The organism is Stappia stellulata (assembly GCF_020176715.1).
Lineage (GTDB): Bacteria > Pseudomonadota > Alphaproteobacteria > Rhizobiales > Stappiaceae > Stappia.
Map to the genome: position 1 here is coordinate 56,693 of NZ_JAIVMF010000014.1, position 16,543 is coordinate 73,235.

16 protein-coding genes are annotated in these 16,543 nt (G+C 66.1%); 5 read left to right on the plus strand and 11 right to left on the minus strand.

Annotation, left to right across the window (positions count from 1 at the left end; all coding sequences use genetic code 11):
* Window positions 1-747: an urea ABC transporter ATP-binding protein UrtD gene (gene urtD, locus LC092_RS15700; RefSeq protein WP_224808118.1), complete on the plus strand. Its 747-nt coding sequence runs from the start codon at window positions 1-3 to the stop codon at window positions 745-747.
* A 24-nt stretch (window positions 748-771) separates the two neighbouring features.
* Complete coding sequence (gene urtE, locus LC092_RS15705) at window positions 772-1,467, plus strand: urea ABC transporter ATP-binding subunit UrtE (RefSeq protein ID WP_224808119.1); 696 nt, start codon at window positions 772-774, stop codon at window positions 1,465-1,467.
* Between the two features lie 38 nt (window positions 1,468-1,505).
* On the opposite strand, the gene LC092_RS15710 is transcribed toward urtE, so the two are convergent.
* Together LC092_RS15710 and LC092_RS15715 are read right to left on the minus strand one after the other, a co-directional pair.
* Window positions 1,506-2,264 carry an SDR family oxidoreductase gene (locus LC092_RS15710; protein WP_224808120.1) on the minus strand — a complete coding sequence of 253 codons (759 nt, stop codon included), beginning with the start codon at window positions 2,262-2,264 and terminating at the stop codon, window positions 1,506-1,508.
* Between the two features lie 106 nt (window positions 2,265-2,370).
* A complete protein-coding gene (locus LC092_RS15715) occupies window positions 2,371-2,769 on the minus strand; it encodes a DUF2177 family protein (protein ID WP_224808121.1) in 399 nt (132 codons plus the stop codon).
* A 239-nt stretch (window positions 2,770-3,008) separates the two neighbouring features.
* Between LC092_RS15715 and bfr the strand changes: the two genes are divergently transcribed.
* The 3 genes from bfr (at window position 3,009) to LC092_RS15730 (ending at window position 5,995) form a co-directional block, all read left to right on the plus strand.
* Window positions 3,009-3,497 carry a bacterioferritin gene (gene bfr, locus LC092_RS15720; protein ID WP_224808123.1) on the plus strand — a complete coding sequence of 163 codons (489 nt, stop codon included), beginning with the start codon at window positions 3,009-3,011 and terminating at the stop codon, window positions 3,495-3,497.
* Between the two features lie 352 nt (window positions 3,498-3,849).
* Window positions 3,850-5,010 carry a lipase family protein gene (locus LC092_RS15725; RefSeq protein ID WP_224808124.1) on the plus strand — a complete coding sequence of 387 codons (1,161 nt, stop codon included), beginning with the start codon at window positions 3,850-3,852 and terminating at the stop codon, window positions 5,008-5,010.
* Between the two features lie 118 nt (window positions 5,011-5,128).
* Complete coding sequence (locus LC092_RS15730) at window positions 5,129-5,995, plus strand: 2-keto-4-pentenoate hydratase (RefSeq protein ID WP_224808125.1); 867 nt, start codon at window positions 5,129-5,131, stop codon at window positions 5,993-5,995.
* 10 nt (window positions 5,996-6,005) lie between these two features.
* Here the strand turns inward: LC092_RS15730 and LC092_RS15735 are convergent, their stop codons facing one another.
* The 9 genes from LC092_RS15735 to LC092_RS15775 all read right to left on the minus strand — a co-directional run bounded on the left by LC092_RS15735 (window position 6,006) and on the right by LC092_RS15775 (window position 16,539).
* Window positions 6,006-8,435 (minus strand): Tex family protein, encoded by a 2,430-nt coding sequence (locus tag LC092_RS15735; RefSeq protein WP_224808126.1) that lies wholly within the window; start codon window positions 8,433-8,435, stop codon window positions 6,006-6,008.
* 63 nt (window positions 8,436-8,498) lie between these two features.
* Entirely contained in the window at window positions 8,499-9,611 is a 1,113-nt protein-coding gene (locus LC092_RS15740; RefSeq protein WP_224808127.1) for an ATP-dependent DNA helicase, read from the minus strand.
* A gap of 74 nt (window positions 9,612-9,685) precedes the next feature.
* Window positions 9,686-10,717 carry a 4-hydroxyproline epimerase gene (locus LC092_RS15745; RefSeq protein ID WP_224808128.1) on the minus strand — a complete coding sequence of 344 codons (1,032 nt, stop codon included), beginning with the start codon at window positions 10,715-10,717 and terminating at the stop codon, window positions 9,686-9,688.
* A 12-nt stretch (window positions 10,718-10,729) separates the two neighbouring features.
* A complete protein-coding gene (locus LC092_RS15750; RefSeq protein ID WP_224808129.1) occupies window positions 10,730-11,974 on the minus strand; it encodes an NAD(P)/FAD-dependent oxidoreductase in 1,245 nt (414 codons plus the stop codon).
* A 133-nt stretch (window positions 11,975-12,107) separates the two neighbouring features.
* Window positions 12,108-13,331, minus strand: coding sequence for an MFS transporter (locus LC092_RS15755; RefSeq protein ID WP_224808130.1), 1,224 nt, complete (start codon window positions 13,329-13,331; stop codon window positions 12,108-12,110).
* Between the two features lie 34 nt (window positions 13,332-13,365).
* On the minus strand, window positions 13,366-14,385 hold the full coding sequence (arsB, locus tag LC092_RS15760; protein WP_224808131.1) for an ACR3 family arsenite efflux transporter: 1,020 nt from the start codon (window positions 14,383-14,385) through the stop codon (window positions 13,366-13,368).
* Window positions 14,382-14,729 (minus strand): ArsR/SmtB family transcription factor, encoded by a 348-nt coding sequence (locus tag LC092_RS15765; RefSeq protein ID WP_224808133.1) that lies wholly within the window; start codon window positions 14,727-14,729, stop codon window positions 14,382-14,384. Before LC092_RS15765 ends, arsB begins: the two co-directional genes overlap by 4 nt.
* A gap of 125 nt (window positions 14,730-14,854) precedes the next feature.
* Window positions 14,855-15,685 carry a dipeptide ABC transporter ATP-binding protein gene (locus tag LC092_RS15770; protein ID WP_224808135.1) on the minus strand — a complete coding sequence of 277 codons (831 nt, stop codon included), beginning with the start codon at window positions 15,683-15,685 and terminating at the stop codon, window positions 14,855-14,857.
* Window positions 15,682-16,539, minus strand: coding sequence for an ABC transporter ATP-binding protein (locus LC092_RS15775; protein WP_224808137.1), 858 nt, complete (start codon window positions 16,537-16,539; stop codon window positions 15,682-15,684). The genes LC092_RS15770 and LC092_RS15775 overlap by 4 nt, the downstream gene beginning before the upstream one ends.
* Window positions 16,540-16,543: the final 4 nt, after the last annotated feature.

A 16,543-nucleotide genomic window follows, 5' to 3' on the forward strand; every position in this document is an offset into this window, starting at 1 on the left:
ATGGCAAAAGCGGAAAACCTTCTCTATCTTGACGGAGTCAGCGTTTCCTTCGATGGCTTCAAGGCGCTGAACAATCTGTCGTTCCTGATCGGCCGCAACGAGATGCGGGCGATCATCGGGCCGAATGGCGCAGGCAAGACCACGATGATGGATGTCATCACCGGCAAGACGCGGCCCGACGAGGGAACGCTGCGCTTCGACGGCAAAATCGACCTCACCGCCCATGACGAGGCGGAAATCGCCGGTTTCGGCATCGGCCGCAAGTTTCAAAAACCCACCGTCTTCGAAAATCAAAGCGTGCGCGACAATCTGAAACTGGCGTTGAAGGCGCCGCGCGGCCCCTTCGCCACGCTGTTTCACCGCGACGACGCGGCCCAGCGCGCCCGGATCGACGAATTGCTTGCAACGATCAGGCTTCGCGACCGCGAGACCGATCTGGCCGGCGACCTGAGCCACGGCCAGAAGCAGTGGCTCGAGATCGGCATGCTGCTCGCGCAGGATCCGGAACTGCTCCTGATCGACGAGCCGGCCGCCGGCATGACAGATGCGGAGACGGCGGCGACCGCCGACCTGCTGCGCGAGATCGCCAGGACCCATTCCGTTGTCGTGGTGGAACACGACATGACCTTCGTGCGCGCGCTTGGCGTGAAAGTCACCGTCCTGCACGAGGGCTCGGTTCTGGCCGAAGGCTCGCTTGATCACGTCTCCAGCGACCAGAAGGTCATCGATGTCTACCTCGGACGCTGACGTTTCCCCGGAAGGTCCCGCCTCATGCTGACCGTCGACGCAATCGATCTCCACTATGGCGCGGCCCAAGCGCTGAAACAGGTGAGCCTCACCGCAAAGACCGGCGAGATCACCTGTGTGATGGGCCGCAATGGCGTCGGCAAGACCTCGACGCTGCGCGCCATCGCCGGCCAGCATCCGGTCAGCCGCGGTTCGATCCATTGGGAAGGCACCGATATCACCCGCCTGTCGGCGTTCCAGCGCGCCAGACGCGGCATTTCCATCGTGCCGCAGGGGCGCGACATCTTTCCGCTTCTGAGCGTGAAGGAAAACCTGGAGACCGGTTTCGCGCCGCTTCCCCGCAAGGACCGCTTCGTGCCCGACACGGTGTTCGAACTCTTCCCGGTCCTGAAGGACATGCTGTCGCGGCGCGGCGGCGATCTTTCGGGCGGACAACAGCAGCAGCTTGCCATCGGGCGCGCCATCGTCATGCGGCCGCGCCTGCTGATCCTGGACGAGCCGACGGAAGGGATCCAGCCCTCGATCATCAAGGACATCGGTCGCGCCATCGCCTTCCTGCGCGAAAGCGGCGACATGGCAATCGTGCTCGTCGAACAGTATTTCGAGTTCGCCCGCGACCTTGCCGACAGCTTCGCCGTGATGGATCGCGGCGAGGTCGTGCTCGCCGGCGCGCGAGACACGCTCGACGAACAGGAAGTCCGCGCCCATCTCACCGTTTGAGGCGTCCCCCGCGCGGGGTATTGGGCCCAAGGGCGCGCCTAGCCGCGCCCGATGTACGGCATGCTCGTCGCCATCACCGTCATGAACTGCACGTTGGCGTCGAGCGGCAGGCCCGCCATATGCAGCACGGAGCTTGCCACATGAGCTGCGTCCATGACCGGTTCCGCGCGCACCGAGCCGTCCGGCTGCGGGACGCCCTGCGGCATCTTGGCGGTCATGTCGGAGGCGGCATTGCCGATGTCGATCTGCCCGCAGGCAATGTTACAGGCCCGCCCGTCGAGCGAAATCGAGCGCGTCAGCCCGGTGATGGCATGTTTTGAAGCGGTGTAGGCAACAGACCCCGGGCGGGGCACATGGGCGGAAATCGAGCCGTTGTTGATGATGCGCCCGCCCTGCGGATCCTGCCCGCGCATCTGGATGAAGGCGCCGCGCGCGACCAGAAACGCACCGTCGACATTGACCGACATAACCTTGCGCCAGTCGGCAAAGGAGAGATCCCCGATCGGCGTGCCGAGCACCGAAGTGCCGGCATTGTTGAAGACGACATCAAGCCGACCGAAGCGCTCCTTGATGGCCGCGAAGAGCGCATCGACGGCTTGCGGATCGCTGACGTCGCAGGGAACGCACAGCGCCGCGTCCCGGTCGACGCCGGCCTCCGTAACCGCGCTGTCGAGAAGCTCGGCGCGCCGGCCGGCGAGCACCACCCGGTATCCCGCCCGCATGAAGGCGATCGCACAGGCGCGCCCGACCCCCGCCGTTGCCCCCGTCACAAGCGCCACATCGCCCTGCTCCGCCATCGATGACCTCCCGCTGCTGAATTGTTCTGGGCGTCACAATGCGCGAGGGCGATCCGTCAAGGCAAGCCCGCAAAGGCTTGCCGGTCAACGGCCAAGGATCGGGAGGTCAGACGAAATTGCGGGCCACCATGTATCCAGCCCAAGCGGAGACGCCGGTGACGAAGGTGCCCCAAGTCACATCGACGAGGGTCACGACCACCGGCCAGTCGCGCAGCGTCGCCAGATTGGTGAAATCATAGGTCGCGTAGGCGAAGAAGCCGAAGAGCAACCCGTAGATCAGCGCATCCTGCCAATTGCCCGACTTGAGCGCCGGACTGACGGCGAAAATCACGATGCCGACGACATAGACGGTGTAGAACGCCCCCGCGACGGCGAAATTCACCTCGTCGGCCATCAGCGCCCCGACGCGATCCCGATAGAAGGATCCGGCGATGCGCGTCAGCCACACATAATCGATGGCGAAAAAGACGACCGCAGTCGCAAGATAGGCAATCGCGTAGGACATGTCTCAAACCCTTGTCAGTGTCATACACGTTAGACGCAACGGGATAGCGATCGGTTCACCTTGAGGCGCGGACAGGGGCGACAGCAAGCGACCAATCGCCTCAGTCGGCACCGATATCGGGGGAGCAGGCGACAAAGCCGCCGCGTCCCCCTTCACAAGACTTTGGAATGATTCTAATTTGAGAAATGTGTTCGCGCATCGCCACCGATGCCGTCGGACCGCAAACGCAGGAGATTTTTATGAAGGGCAGTGAAAAGGTTATCGAGCGACTGAACGAGGCGCTCTTGCTCGAACTCGGAGCCGTCAATCAGTACTGGCTTCACTACCGCATGCTCGACGACTGGGGCCTTGGAAAACTGGCCAAGAAGGAGCGTGAGGAATCCATCGAGGAAATGCACCACGCCGACAAGATCATCGAGCGGATCATTTTCCTCGAAGGCCACCCGAACCTTCAAAAGGTCGGCGCGCTGCGCATCGGCCAGGACGTCCGGGAAGTGCTGGAATCGGACCTTGCCGGCGAACATGACGCCCGCGCCTCCTATTCCAAGTCCCGCGACATCTGCCATGACGAAGGCGACTATGTCTCCATGAAGCTCTTCGAAGAGCTTCTGAAGGACGAGGAAGGCCATATCGACTTCCTCGAAACCCAGCTCGACCTTCTCGACAAGCTCGGCGTGGAGCGCTACTCGCTCCTCAACGCGACATCCGCCGACGAAGGCGAAGAGTGAGTTTCCGACCGCCGCGCTCCATCGGGTGCGGCGGTCGAACGTCTCGGGGCCGCATCCGTCGCCGCTCTGTCGCGCGGCCCGGCAGTCTCCGGTGCCCGCGCCCTTCGCAACGCCACATCCCGCCTGCCCCTCCCCCTCGCTCACGTCCTTGTCAGCCGTCCGCCCCCGGTCTCGGCCATCCTGAGCCGAAAACCTCGCGCATAAAGAGCGTCTGACGTTTTCGGCAACCCTTGCCATCCATTGTGGTCTATCATCGCCAGACTGTCGGTCGACCGCGGCGGATGCGCGCTGGCCGGTCGCGGGCGAAAACGGCAACCGAAGAGGACCGCCGCACACAAAGGGGGAGATGGTCATGGCATTCCAGCCCGGATTCGACGTCACCGAGGCAACCGCGACGCTGGCGCTGTCGCAGGCGATCTATGGCGTTCCCGCCATTCCGGTTCCGACCCCTGACCCGCACTCGCTGGGCTGGTCGAAGGTCGACGCCTTGTCGCCGAGCGGTCCGACGCTGCTCGACAATCTCTGGCAGGTGTGGCGCGACGACACCCGCCCCAACCGGTATGCGATCGTGGTGCGCGGCACGGTCGACAGCGATGCGAGCATTCTCGCCGACCTGCTGTTTCCGCTGGTCGATGCCAGGCTCGACCTTGCCATCGAGACCGGCGGGTTCAGGCTCGAATTCCCGTTTCATCTCGCCCGCGACGAAGCCGGCAGCGCCGTCGTGGCCGGCACCCATCTGGGCTTCAGCCTGAGCCTCTTCCTGATGCTCCTGACGACGGACCGCCCGCTCCTGACAACCCTCGTCGCGCTTTCGCTCGACCCGGAGGCGGAGATCCTCATCACCGGCCACAGCCAGGGAGCCTCGATTGCAACGCTCCTGACCTCCTTCGTGCGCCACGCCTCCGGGATCTTCGCGAATATCGCGAAGCCCTCCTACAAGACCTATGTCTTCGCGCCCGCCAAGCCCGGCAACGATCACTACGGCTATGACTATGCCGGCATCGCCGGTGTTGCGGGCAGGGGCTGGAGCGTTGTCAGCACGCAAGGCTGGGTGCCGCAGGTGCCCTTTACCCTGCAGCTTCCGGGCGACATCAACACGCCCAACCCCTTGCGCGATTATCGCGGCGCCCGCAACCTCGATATCGACCCGCGCGTCGCCGCGCTCTGCGCGACCGTCGAGCCGTCGGTCGAGGATGCGCAGCGGCAGGTCGTCGCCCATGCCTATCGGGTCGCCGGAACCCTCAAGGACCGGCTCGCGGAGGAAAAGCTCACGCTCGACACAAGGCTGCTGGGCGCGCCGGAGACTGTCGCGCTCGACGGCACATCCCTCGCCGGCGGGATCGACAGCATACTGTCGCACATCCAGACATCACTGAACTTCGCAACCGCCGGCAATCTGGTGCCGCTCTTCGCCGTTCCCGGCGAGAACCCGGACGATCCGACCGACTTCTTCTGGCAACATCACCTTGGCAACTATTGGAAATACTTGCAGGCGCAATACGGCGCCACCTGACCCGAACCTCGTCAAGACGTGCAGGAGCCGACGCCACACAACCTGCTTGTCATTGCACGTTTCGCACGGCACTCTCCAGCAAACGGGGGCTTTTCGTGCCCCGCCGGGGGATATGCGCATGCGATTGATCGGTCTTGCTCTGGCGCTTGGCGCCACTCTTCTTCACACTCCGCTGGCGCAAGCTGCCTGCCCGGATGCGGCAACGGTCGACACCTTCATCGCCGATCGTGCCGCCGCGCGACCGGCCATGCCGCCGATCGCCGCCGGCTCCTCGCTGGACGACGGGCTCTGCGCACAGGCGATGGTCGTCGAGCGCCTGTCGAAAGACCTCGGTCCGGTGGTCGGCTACAAGGCGGGCCTCACATCGCCCCCGGCGCAGCAGGCCTTCGGTGTCGACGAACCTGTGTTCGGCACGCTTCTGCGCGACATGTTGCTCAAGCCCGGCGCAAGCGTTCGCGCAGCCGACGCGGTGCGCTCCCTGTTCGAGGCGGACCTGATCGTCGAGATCGGCGACGCCGCCGTCAACGACGCGACGACGCCGGCAGACGTGCTGGCCGCCATTCGCGGCGTTCGGCCGTTTCTCGAGCTTCCGGCCCTGGTCGCGCCGCTCGATATCCAGCTCGACGGCCCGATGATCACGGCGATCAACGTCGGCGCCTGGCGCGGCGTGATGGGCGAACTGATCGCGGTGCCGGCGGATGAAACAGGCGTGGCGATGCTAGCGGATTTCACCGCCAGGCTGACCGACGAGACGACCGGCGAAACCATCTCCGCCGCCCCGGGCAAGGCCGTGCTCGGCCATCCGCTGAACGCGGTGATCTGGATCGCCGGCGTGCTCAAGGCACAAGGCAAGGCCCTGAAACCCGGCGATCTCGTCTCGGTCGGCTCCATCGGCCCGCTCAATCCGATGAAGCCGGGACAAAAGATCCGCCTCACCTATGAGGGGCTGCCGGGCACACCGGGCGTCTCCGCCGCCTTCGAGTGATTGGGAAGGGTCAGCGCTTCTTCTTGTTGAAGGCCGCCGCAAGCGCCGCCGCCATCGCGCCGTCCCCCGAGCCACCGTCGGAGCCGCGCCCCTGCGACCCGCCGCCGCCCTTCGGCCGCGGCTTGGTCGGCGCGCCGCCTTTCGGGCCGCTCCCGCGCGGATCGCGACCTCCAGGACCAGAGCCGCGCGTGCCCGGCTGGCCGGCGTCGGCGCCGCCGTCCTTGCGCATGGTCAGCGCGATGCGCTTGCGCGGCATGTCGACCTCAAGCACCCGCACCCGCACGATCTCGCCGGCCTTCACCACCTCGGCAGGGTCGCGCACGAAGCGGTCTGCAATCTGCGAGACATGCACCAGCCCGTCCTGATGGACGCCGATATCGACGAAGGCGCCAAAGTTGGTGACATTGGTGACGGTGCCCTCAAGCGCCATTCCGGGCTTGAGATCGGCCATCGTTTCCACCCCGTCCTGAAGCTTCGCGGTGCGAAACTCCGGGCGCGGGTCGCGGCCGGGCTTTTCCAGCTCGGCGAGAATGTCGCGCACCGTGGGCAAGCCGAAGACCGCGTCGACGAAGTCCTCGGGATCGAGCGCCTTGAGCCGCTGCGCATTGCCCATGACCTCCGACAGCGGCCGCCCGCAAGCCTTCACGATCCGCTCGGCCACCGGATAGGCTTCCGGGTGGACGGCCGACGCATCGAGCGGGTTGTCGCCGCCTGGAATGCGCAGGAAGCCGGCGCATTGCTCGAAGGCCTTCGGCCCGAGCCGGGGAACGGACAGCAGATCCTTGCGCGAGCGGAATGCGCCGTTCGCGTCGCGATGCGCCACCACCGCATCGGCAAGCCCGGCGGACAGGCCCGACACACGGGTCAGAAGCGGCGCCGAGGCGGTGTTGAGATCGACGCCGACCGCATTCACCGCATCCTCGACCACCGCATCGAGCGCACGGGCGAGCTTGGTCTGGTTCACGTCGTGCTGATACTGGCCGACACCGATGGACTTCGGCTCGATCTTGACCAGTTCCGCCAACGGATCCTGCAGGCGGCGGGCAATCGAGGCCGCGCCGCGCAGCGACACGTCGACGTCGGGCATCTCGCGCGCAGCCAGCGCGCTCGCCGAATAGATCGAGGCCCCCGCCTCATTGACGATCACCTTGACCGGACGTGCTGCGACAGGGACGTCGCCGAGAAGGTCGCCGACCAGCCGGTCGGTCTCGCGGCTCGCGGTGCCGTTGCCGATCGCGACCAGCGCGATCTTGTGTTTCGCGATCAGCGCGAGCAGCGTGTTGCGGGTCCCCGCCACGTCGTTGCGCGGCTGGAACGGATAGACCGTCGCGGTCTCGACGAGCTTGCCGGTGGCATCGACCACGGCGACCTTCACGCCGGTACGGATGCCGGGGTCGAGGCCGAGCACGGTCGAACGACCAGCCGGTGCTGCGAGCAGCAGGTCCTTGAGGTTTCGGGCGAAGACATTGATCGCCTCGTCCTCGGAACGTTCGCGCAACTGCGTCATCAGGTCGAGTTCCAGATGCAGCGCAAGCTTCACCCGCCAGGCCCAGCGCGCGGTCTCCGCAAGCCAGCGATCCGCCGGGCGTCCCTCATCGGAAATGCCGGCCGCCGCCATCACCATGCGCTCCACCGGCTTGACCGGCGCGGGGTCTTCCGCGTCGACCACAAGATCGAGCGCAAGCACGCCTTCGTTGCGGCCGCGCAAGAGCGCCAGTGCGCGGTGGCTCGGAATATCCGCCCATTTCTCGCGGTAGTCGAAATAGTCGGAGAACTTGGCTCCGGCCTCTTCCTGGCCCTCGACCACGCGCGACTGCACGACACCGCCGCGCATCAGGTGCTGGCGCAGCCGGCCGACCAGCGCCGCATCCTCCGCGAAACGCTCCATCAGGATCTGGCGCGCGCCGTCGAGCGCGGCCTTCTCGTCCGCGACCCCCTTGTCGGCATCGACAAAGCGCGCGGCCTCTGCCTGCGGATCGCGGGTCGGATCGCCGAGCAGAAGGTCGGCAAGCGGTTCCAGCCCGGCCTCGCGCGCGATCTGGGCCTTGGTGCGCCGCTTCTTCTTGAAGGGAAGATAGAGATCCTCAAGCTGCGCCTTGGTTTCGGCAGCCGCGATCCGCCCGGCAAGATCCGCGTCGAGCTTGCCCTGCTCGTCGATGGAGGCAACGATTGCCGCGCGCCGGTCTTCCAGTTCGCGCAGATAGACGAGCCGCTCCTCCAGCGTGCGCAGCTGGGTGTCGTCGAGCCCGCCGGTCGCTTCCTTGCGGTAGCGCGCGACGAAGGGAACCGTCGCCCCGCCGTCGAGAAGCTCCACGGTGGCGACGACCTGCTCGGGCCGGCAACCGAGCTCGCCGGCGATACGGGAGCTGATGCGGGCGAGAAGATCCTTTGCACGGGCCGGATCGGTGGTCGGGCCGGCGGAGACGGATGTTTCGGTCATTGGAGGTATCTGTCCTGAAAAAATGTCGGTTCGACGGCACAGGAAGGATGGAAGCCAGCCGGCTCAGCGCACCACGGTGATGCGTTGGGCCGCGCGCGTCACGGCGGTGTAGAGCCAGCGGTCGCGGTAGTCGCGAAAGGCGTAGCTCTCGTCGAAGAGCACGATGTCGTCCCACTGCGAGCCCTGCGCCTTGTGGACGGTCAGCGCATAGCCGTAGTCGAATTCGTCGGAGCGCCGGCGAATGGCATAGGGAAGCTGTTCCGCCCCGTCCTCGAAGAGACCCGGCAGCACCTTGACGGAGATCTTTGCCTTGCCGGCGGCCTCGTCCTCCGGCTTCACGTCGAAGCGCAACGTGTTGCCGCGCGAGGGCCTGAGCCGTGCCACGGTCCACAGTCCGCCGTTGAGCAGGCCCTTGGCCTTGTCGTTTCGCAGGCAGACGAGCTTGTCGCCGACCGCCGGCATCTGGGTGGTGAAACCCTTGAGCTCGCGGATGCGCCCGTTGTAGAGCCGACGCGTGCGGTTGGTGCCGACCAGCACCTGGTCGGCGGCCAGGATCGCCTCGGCGTCGATCTCCCGCCGCGAGATGATGCGGCTGTCGCCATAGTCTCCGGGCTCCAGCGTGCCGCCCTCGCGGATCAGCATCGACATATGCACGATCGGATTGTCGCGCGCCTGACGGTGCACCTCCGTCAGCATGATGTCCGGCTCGGCCTCGGTGAAGAAACCGCCGCCCTTGACCGGCGGCAGCTGAGCCGGATCGCCGAGCACCAGCACAGGCGTACCGAAGGACAGGAGATCGCGGCCCAGGTCCTCGTCGACCATCGAGCATTCGTCGATGACGATCAGCTTCGCCTTGGCGGCGACGCTGTCGCGGTTGATCGAGAAGCTCGGACCGGCCTCCTCATCGTCGGTCTCGTCCTTGTGACCGCGCGGGCGGTAGATCATCGCATGAATGGTGGTCGCGCCGTCGCAGCCCTTCTGGCGCAGCACATGCGCCGCCTTGCCGGTGAAGGCGCCAAAGGCGACGTCGCCGTCGATGCCGGCCGCAAGATGGCGGGCAAGCGTCGTCTTGCCCGTTCCGGCAAAGCCGAACAGCCTGAACACCTGCTTGTCGCCCGATTTCAGCCAGCGCGCGGTTTCTGCGAGCGCGGCTTCCTGCTGCGGTGACCAATCCATGAAGCGATTCCCGTTGCCAACCGCTCCTGTCTACCTGCTTTGGATGGCGAATGGCACCCGCATTTCCGGGGTTTTCAAGGGCCGGGATAGACCGTCACACCGGTTCCGGTGACGGAGAAGCCGGCCATATAGGGATCGCGGTCGTCGAGCGTGATCTGCGAGGTGCCGGTGCGGATCGCCCAGCCCTCGATGGTCGGCACGATGGCCGGCAGATCTCCCACCCGCGTCTCGTCCTTCACGCCGCCGGCGAAGAGCGAGCCGATCACGCTTTCATGCACGAAACTGTCGCCGGTCTTGAGCCGTCCGCGTGCGTGCAACTGCGCCATCCGGGCGGATGTGCCGGTGCCGCAGGGGCTGCGGTCGATGGCCCGGTCGCCATAGAAAACGGCGTTTCGGCCATCGGCGCCCGGCTGCGTTGGCGGCCCCGTCCACTGCACATGGGTGATGCCGCGAATGCGCGGATCGAGCGGATGGGCAAAGTCGAACGCCTCGTTGAGGCGTGCGCGCAAGAGCGGGCTGATCGACACCAGCCGGTCCACATCGATGGATCCGACGCCGGCAAAATTCTCCTGCGGCTCGATGATCGCATAGAAGTTTCCGCCATAGGCGACGTCGAAGGTGATCCGGCCAAGCTCCGGACAGTCGATTTCCAGATCGCGGGCCGCCAGAAAGGCCGGCACGTTGGTCAGCCGGACGGAGGCGACATGTTCGCCCTCCATCGTGTAGTCGGCGGTGACCAGGCCGGCCGGCGTGTCGAGCCGGGCCGTGCCGGGTGTCGCGGGCCGGATCAACCCTTCCTCGATCCCCATGGTCACCGTCCCGATGGTGCCGTGACCGCACATCGGCAGGCAGCCGGAGGTCTCGATATAGAGCACGCCGATGTCGCAATCGTCGCGCGTCGGCGGATAGAGGATCGAGCCGGACATCATGTCGTGACCGCGCGGTTCGAACATCAGGCCCGAGCGGATCCAGTCGTAGCGGGCCAGGAAATCGGCGCGCCGCGCCAGCATCGTGTCGCCGTCGAGCGCGGGTCCCCCGCCGGCGACAAGCCGCACCGGATTGCCGCAGGTATGTCCATCGATGCAAAAGAACGTGTGCCGCGCCATCGGCGCCTCTCCTCAAAAACGGTCGACCGCATAGGGCGCGAGATCGACGGCGGGATCCTTGCCCGAAATCATGTCGGCAACGAGTTCGCCCGTCGCCGCGGCTTGCGTCAGACCGTGATGCGCATGCCCGAAGGCGTAAAAGACATGCGCGGCCCGCCGGCTTTGCGAAATCACCGGCAGGCTGTCGGGAAGCGAGGGGCGAAAGCCCATCCAGCGTTCGCCGCCGTCCACCGACAGGGCCGGCGCCACGCGTTTGGCGCGCGACACCAGCGCATCGACGCGCGCCCAGTTGGGCGGCGCCTTCAGGCCTGCAAATTCCACCATTCCGCCGATGCGCAGGCCGCGCGCGATCGGCGACATGACAAACCCGTAGCCCGCCAGCATGACGAAACGCCGGAAGGCGACGCCCGGCTCCGGCACGGTGATATTGTAGCCGCGCTCCGTGTCGAGCGGCACGTCCTCGCCGAGCGAGGCCGCCAGCCGCCTCGACCAGGCGCCGCAGGCGATCACGAGATCTTCGGCATGCACAACGGGTCCCTCGTGCAGGCCAAGCAGCGCGCCTCCGTCCGTGCCGACAATGCTGACGACATCGCCGCGCAGGATCTGGCCACCCCGCTCCCTGACCACACGCTCAAGATCCAGACACATGGCATGGGGATCGTCGAGATGCGCCCAGCCAGGGATGAAGGCACCGCCGACCACCGACGGCCCGAGGTCCGGTTCCATCTCGCGGATCTCCGCACCCGACAGCTCGCGCACCTCGATGCCGTGATCGCGCTGGAGCTTCCAGCCGGCCCGGGCCCTGGCGACCTCGCCCGGCTTGTCGAAGACATCGAGACACCCCTCCAGACGCAGCCGGCCGCCGGTACCGGTGTCCGCCCAAAGCCGCTCCCAGGCCGGCAGCGCCTCCGCGTTGAGCGCGGCGATTGCGGCCACCGACCGCTTGAAGGCGGCAGGGCGCGACGCGGCCATGAACCGCAGCATCCACGGCAGGATCGAGGGGGCGTAGGAGGGGCGGATCGTCAGGGGCCCGAGCGGGTCGAGCAGCCAGCCCGGCGCCTTGCGCCAGACGCCGGGCGAGGCCAGCGGCGCGACGTCGGTCCAGGCAATGCCAGAGGCGTTTCCACGCGAGGCGCCCGAGCCCGGCTCGTTGCGCTCGATCAGCGTGACCTGGTGGCCACGGGCCTGCAATGTGGCGGCGGCGGCAAGCCCGACAATCCCCGCGCCGACAATGTGAACGGAAGAGCGATCTGTCATCTCGGGAAATCAGGTCTCCGAAGGGCCGCTACGATGTCTGGCGGTATCGCATTGAGACACCGGACGGACGCCGTGTCCAGAGCGTCGAACCCGCCGCCCATGCAGTGATATATCACGAATATCCGCGAAGATTTCATCCCCGGCTCGGCAAGTCAACCCGCGACACATGTCCACGCAGGACCACGATGGCAGCAAGCGCTGCGCAGGACAGGCAGCTTGCGGCGAATGCAAGGGCCAGGGCCGCCGAGGCTCCGGCGAAATCGAATGCCACGCCGAGCGCAAAGGGCGCCAGCGCGCCGACGATCAGCACCGGGCGCGCGATCCGGCCGAGCAGCACCGCGTAGCCGTCAGCTCCGAACAGATAGAGCGGCAACGTACCCCGCACAATGGTCGACAAGCCGTTCGACCCGCCATAGAGGATGGCAAAGACAGAAGCACTCAGCGTATCGACCCCGAGCACAGACAGCATAACAAAGGCGAGCAGGATAACGCCGCCAGATGCCAGCCCGACGGCAAGCGGCGATACGTTGCGCGCCCACCAGAGCTCGAGAACGCGGGCCCCGACCTGGGACGGGCCGATCAGGGTCCCGACCATGACGGCGGCCGTGGCGGGCATTCCCAGGTCGCCGAGAAGCGCCAGCAGATGCGCCGACAATCCGACGAACTGGAAGGCGGCGCTGCTGAAGGCGAGCGCCAGCAGCAGGAAGGCGTACCGGCGCCGGCGGGCGTCGGGAAAGATGCCTCCCGCCTCCGGCAGCGGGCCGCCGGGGACGCCGGCGTCAGGACGGGCGGCGACGGCTTCAGGACGCGGCAGCGCCAGATGCAACGGCAGCGCGACAAACGCGGTCACGGCGGCGAACACCAGATAGGTCTCCCGCCATCCGAGCGTTTCAAGCAGGTAGAGCGTCGCCGGCCAGCCGATGGTGGAGGCAAAACCAGCGATCAGCGTCAGCGCGGTGATCAGCCGGCGCGCGCGGCCTGCAAACAGCGATCCGAGGGTTGCGAAGGCCGGATCGTAGAGCGTCGCCGCCATTCCAAGGCCGAGCAGGCTCCACACCAGGAGATAGGAAACCGGCCCGTCGACCAGGGACATGGCCGCCAGGCCGCAGGCGGCGGTCGCCGACCCGCCCGCCATCACGCCGCGCCCGCCGAACCGCTGGATCAGCCGGCCGACGCGCGGCGAGGCCAGCCCGGCGACGATCAGCGCCAGCGAGAACCCGCCAAGCCCGAAGGCACGCGACCAGCCGAAACTGTCGGAGATCTGTGGCACCGCCAGAACCACCGCATACATCAGCGTGGCATATCCGATGATCTGGGTGATGCCGAGCAGGAGCACGGCCCGTGCGGCTCGGCTCATGCGGCGTGTCCGCCGGTACGGACCGCGGCCCGCGTCATCCGGGAAACCGCGCGCGGGTGCGGTTGGCGAAGGCCACCAGGCTCAGCATCACCGGGACCTCGACCAGGACGCCGACGACGGTGACGAGGGCGGCGCCCGAGTTCAGCCCGAACAGCCCGATGGCGACCGCCACCGCCAGCTCGAAGAAATTCGAGGTCCCGATCAGCGCGCAAGGGGCGGCGACCCGATGCGGTAGCCGCCACAGATAGGCCCAGCCATAGCCGAGCGCGAAGATCCCGTAAGACTGGATCAGGATCGGCACGGCCAGCAATGCGATCAGGAGCGGACGGTCAAGAATCACCGGCCCCTGAAAGCCGAAGAGCAGGACGACCGTAAGGAGGAGCCCCAGGATCGAGGCGGGCTTCACCCGGGCGGTAAAGCGCGACACCGCCGCTTCGCCGCCGCGTGCCGTCAGCACGGACCGGGTCAACGCTCCAGCAACCAGCGGGATCACCACATAGAGGCCGACGGAGAGCAGCAGCGTGTCCCAGGGCACGGCGATGTCGGTCACCCCCAACAGCAGCGCCACGATGGGGGCGAAGGCGAAGACCATGATCACGTCGTTGAGCGAGACCTGCACCAGCGTGTAGTTAGCGTCGCCCTTGGTCAGCTGTGACCAGACGAAGACCATCGCCGTGCAGGGTGCGGCTCCAAGGAGGATCAGCCCGGCGATATACTGGCCGACGTCCTCCTGCGGGATCAGCCCGGAAAAGACGTGCTTGAAGAACAGGATGCCAAGGGCTGCCATGGTGAAGGGCTTGATCAGCCAGTTGACCACAATGGTGATCACCAGCCCCTTGGGCCGCTTGCCCACGTCCTTCAGGCTGGTGAAATCCACCGCCACCATCATCGGATAGACCATCGCCCAGATCAGAACGGCAACCAGCAGGTTGACGGAGGCATATTCAAACTGCGCGAGGGCGGCGAAGAGGCCCGGCACGAGATTGCCGAGAATGACGCCGGAGACGATCCCCAGACCGACCCACAGGGAGAGATAGCGTTCAAAGATGCTCATTGTTCAGCTTTCGTGATATCGGGGGATCGGGAGGACGCGAAGGGACCGCAAAGTTCGGGCCGTCCCTTGCAGCAGTCATGCAGGAGGAAATCGAAGAGCGCGCGAATGCCGTCGTAATGGGCGCTGTAGCGGATCGCGCGCCCGTCGCGCTCAGCCGCAATCAGGCCGGCCCGCGCAAGTGCGGAAAGATGCGTGGACAGCGTATTGGCCCGCACGTTCAGGACTTGCGCGAGATCGCCCGCACCGACGCCTTCGGGCCCTGCGGTCACGAGATGGCGAAAGACGTCGAGACGAGTGTCCTGACCGAGCGCGGACAGCGCGGCGATAGCGGCTTTTTTATCCATAATTCGAGAAATATCGAATTATAAAGCCCCGTCAAGCGAAGCTTTTGTGACGGCCCGCGGGACCGCCGCCGCGTCCCGCGCCCTGCCCTGCCACCATGCGAGGATCTGCAAGGACGGAAACCGCCTCAGGCGGCCGATTTCGCCGCCAGCCGCTTCTTGATGCTCTCCACATCGGCGCGCGGCGTCGCCGCGAACAGCGTCTTGGTGTAATCGTGCTGGGGATCGGAAAACACCTGATCGCGCGTGCCGTGTTCCACCGCCTCGCCGAAATACATCACCATCACCTCGTCGGCGATGTAGCGCACGACAGAAAGATCGTGGCTGATGAAGACGTAGGTCAGGTCGAACTCGTCCTGCAGGTCGCGGAGCAGGTTGAGGATCTGCGCCTGCACGGACAAGTCCAGCGCGGAGACCGGCTCGTCGAGCACAAGCAGTTTCGGACGCAGCATGATCGCGCGGGCGATCGCCACGCGCTGGCGCTGACCGCCGGAGAACATATGCGGATAGCGGCCGTAATGCGCGGGCGGGAGCCCCACCTTCTCCAGCATGGCAAGCGCCGCGTCGCGCCGTTCGGCCGCACTCATCGAGGTGTTGAGCAGCAAGGGCTCTTCCAGCACCGCCCCGATCTTCTGGCGCGGATTGAGCGAGCCATAGGGGTTCTGGAAGACGATCTGCACGGCCTGGCGCATTTCGCGGGTGATGCCGTGGCTGGTAATGTCGATCGTCTCGCCGTCGATCTCGATGGTGCCGGAGGTCGGCGGATCGATCATCGTCAGCATGCGCGCGAGCGTCGACTTTCCGCAGCCCGATTCCCCGACGACGGCCAGCGTCGAGCCGCGTGCGACATCGAAGCTCACGCCCTTGACCGCATGTAGCAGCTTGGTCTTGCCGAACATGCCGCCGCTGATCACATAATCGCGCTTCAGGTCGCGGACTTTCAGGATCGGGTCGCTCATGGCTGCACCTCGCGCACATCGGCCTGCATCATCGCCTCATAGTCGGCCACCGTCGGCAGCCGGTCGCCGGTCGCGTTTTCCGGCAAGGCCGACAGAAGCGCCTTGGTATAGGGGTGCGAGGGATTTTCAAACAGCGTCAGCACGTCCGCCGTCTCCATCTGCTTCCCTTTGTATTGCACCACCACCCGGTCGGCGGTCTCCGCCACCACGCCCATGTCGTGAGTGATCATGATCAGCCCCATGCCGGTGTCGCGCTGCATGTCCGTCAGGAGATCGAGGATCTGCTTCTGGATCGTCACATCGAGCGCCGTCGTCGGCTCGTCGGCGATCAGGAGCTTCGGCGCGCACGCCGTGGCGATGGCGATCATGACCCGCTGGCACTGGCCGCCCGACATCTGGTGCGGGAACGCCGAAACCCGCCGCAGCGGATCGGGAATGCCGACGGATTCCAGCAGTTCGATCACCCGGTCCTTGCGCTCCTTGCGTGACAAAGACGTATGCGCCTTGAGCACCTCGTCGAGCTGGAAGCCGACGGTAAAGCACGGGTTGAGGCTCGCGATCGGCTCCTGGAAGATCATCGCGATGTCCTTGCCGATCACCTTGCGCCGTTCGGCCGCGGGCATTGCCCGCAGGTCAATGCCCTCGAAGGCCATCAGGTCGGCTGACACCGTCGCGCTGTCGGGCAGAAGGCCCATCACGGCGAGCATGGCGACCGACTTGCCGGACCCCGATTCCCCGACGATGGCCAGCACCTCGCCACCCTCGACCGTATAGTCGACGCCGTCGAGCGCCCGGAACGGACCGGCGGCGGTGTCGAACTCGACGCGCAGATTGCGGATTTCAAGAAGGGCCATGCCG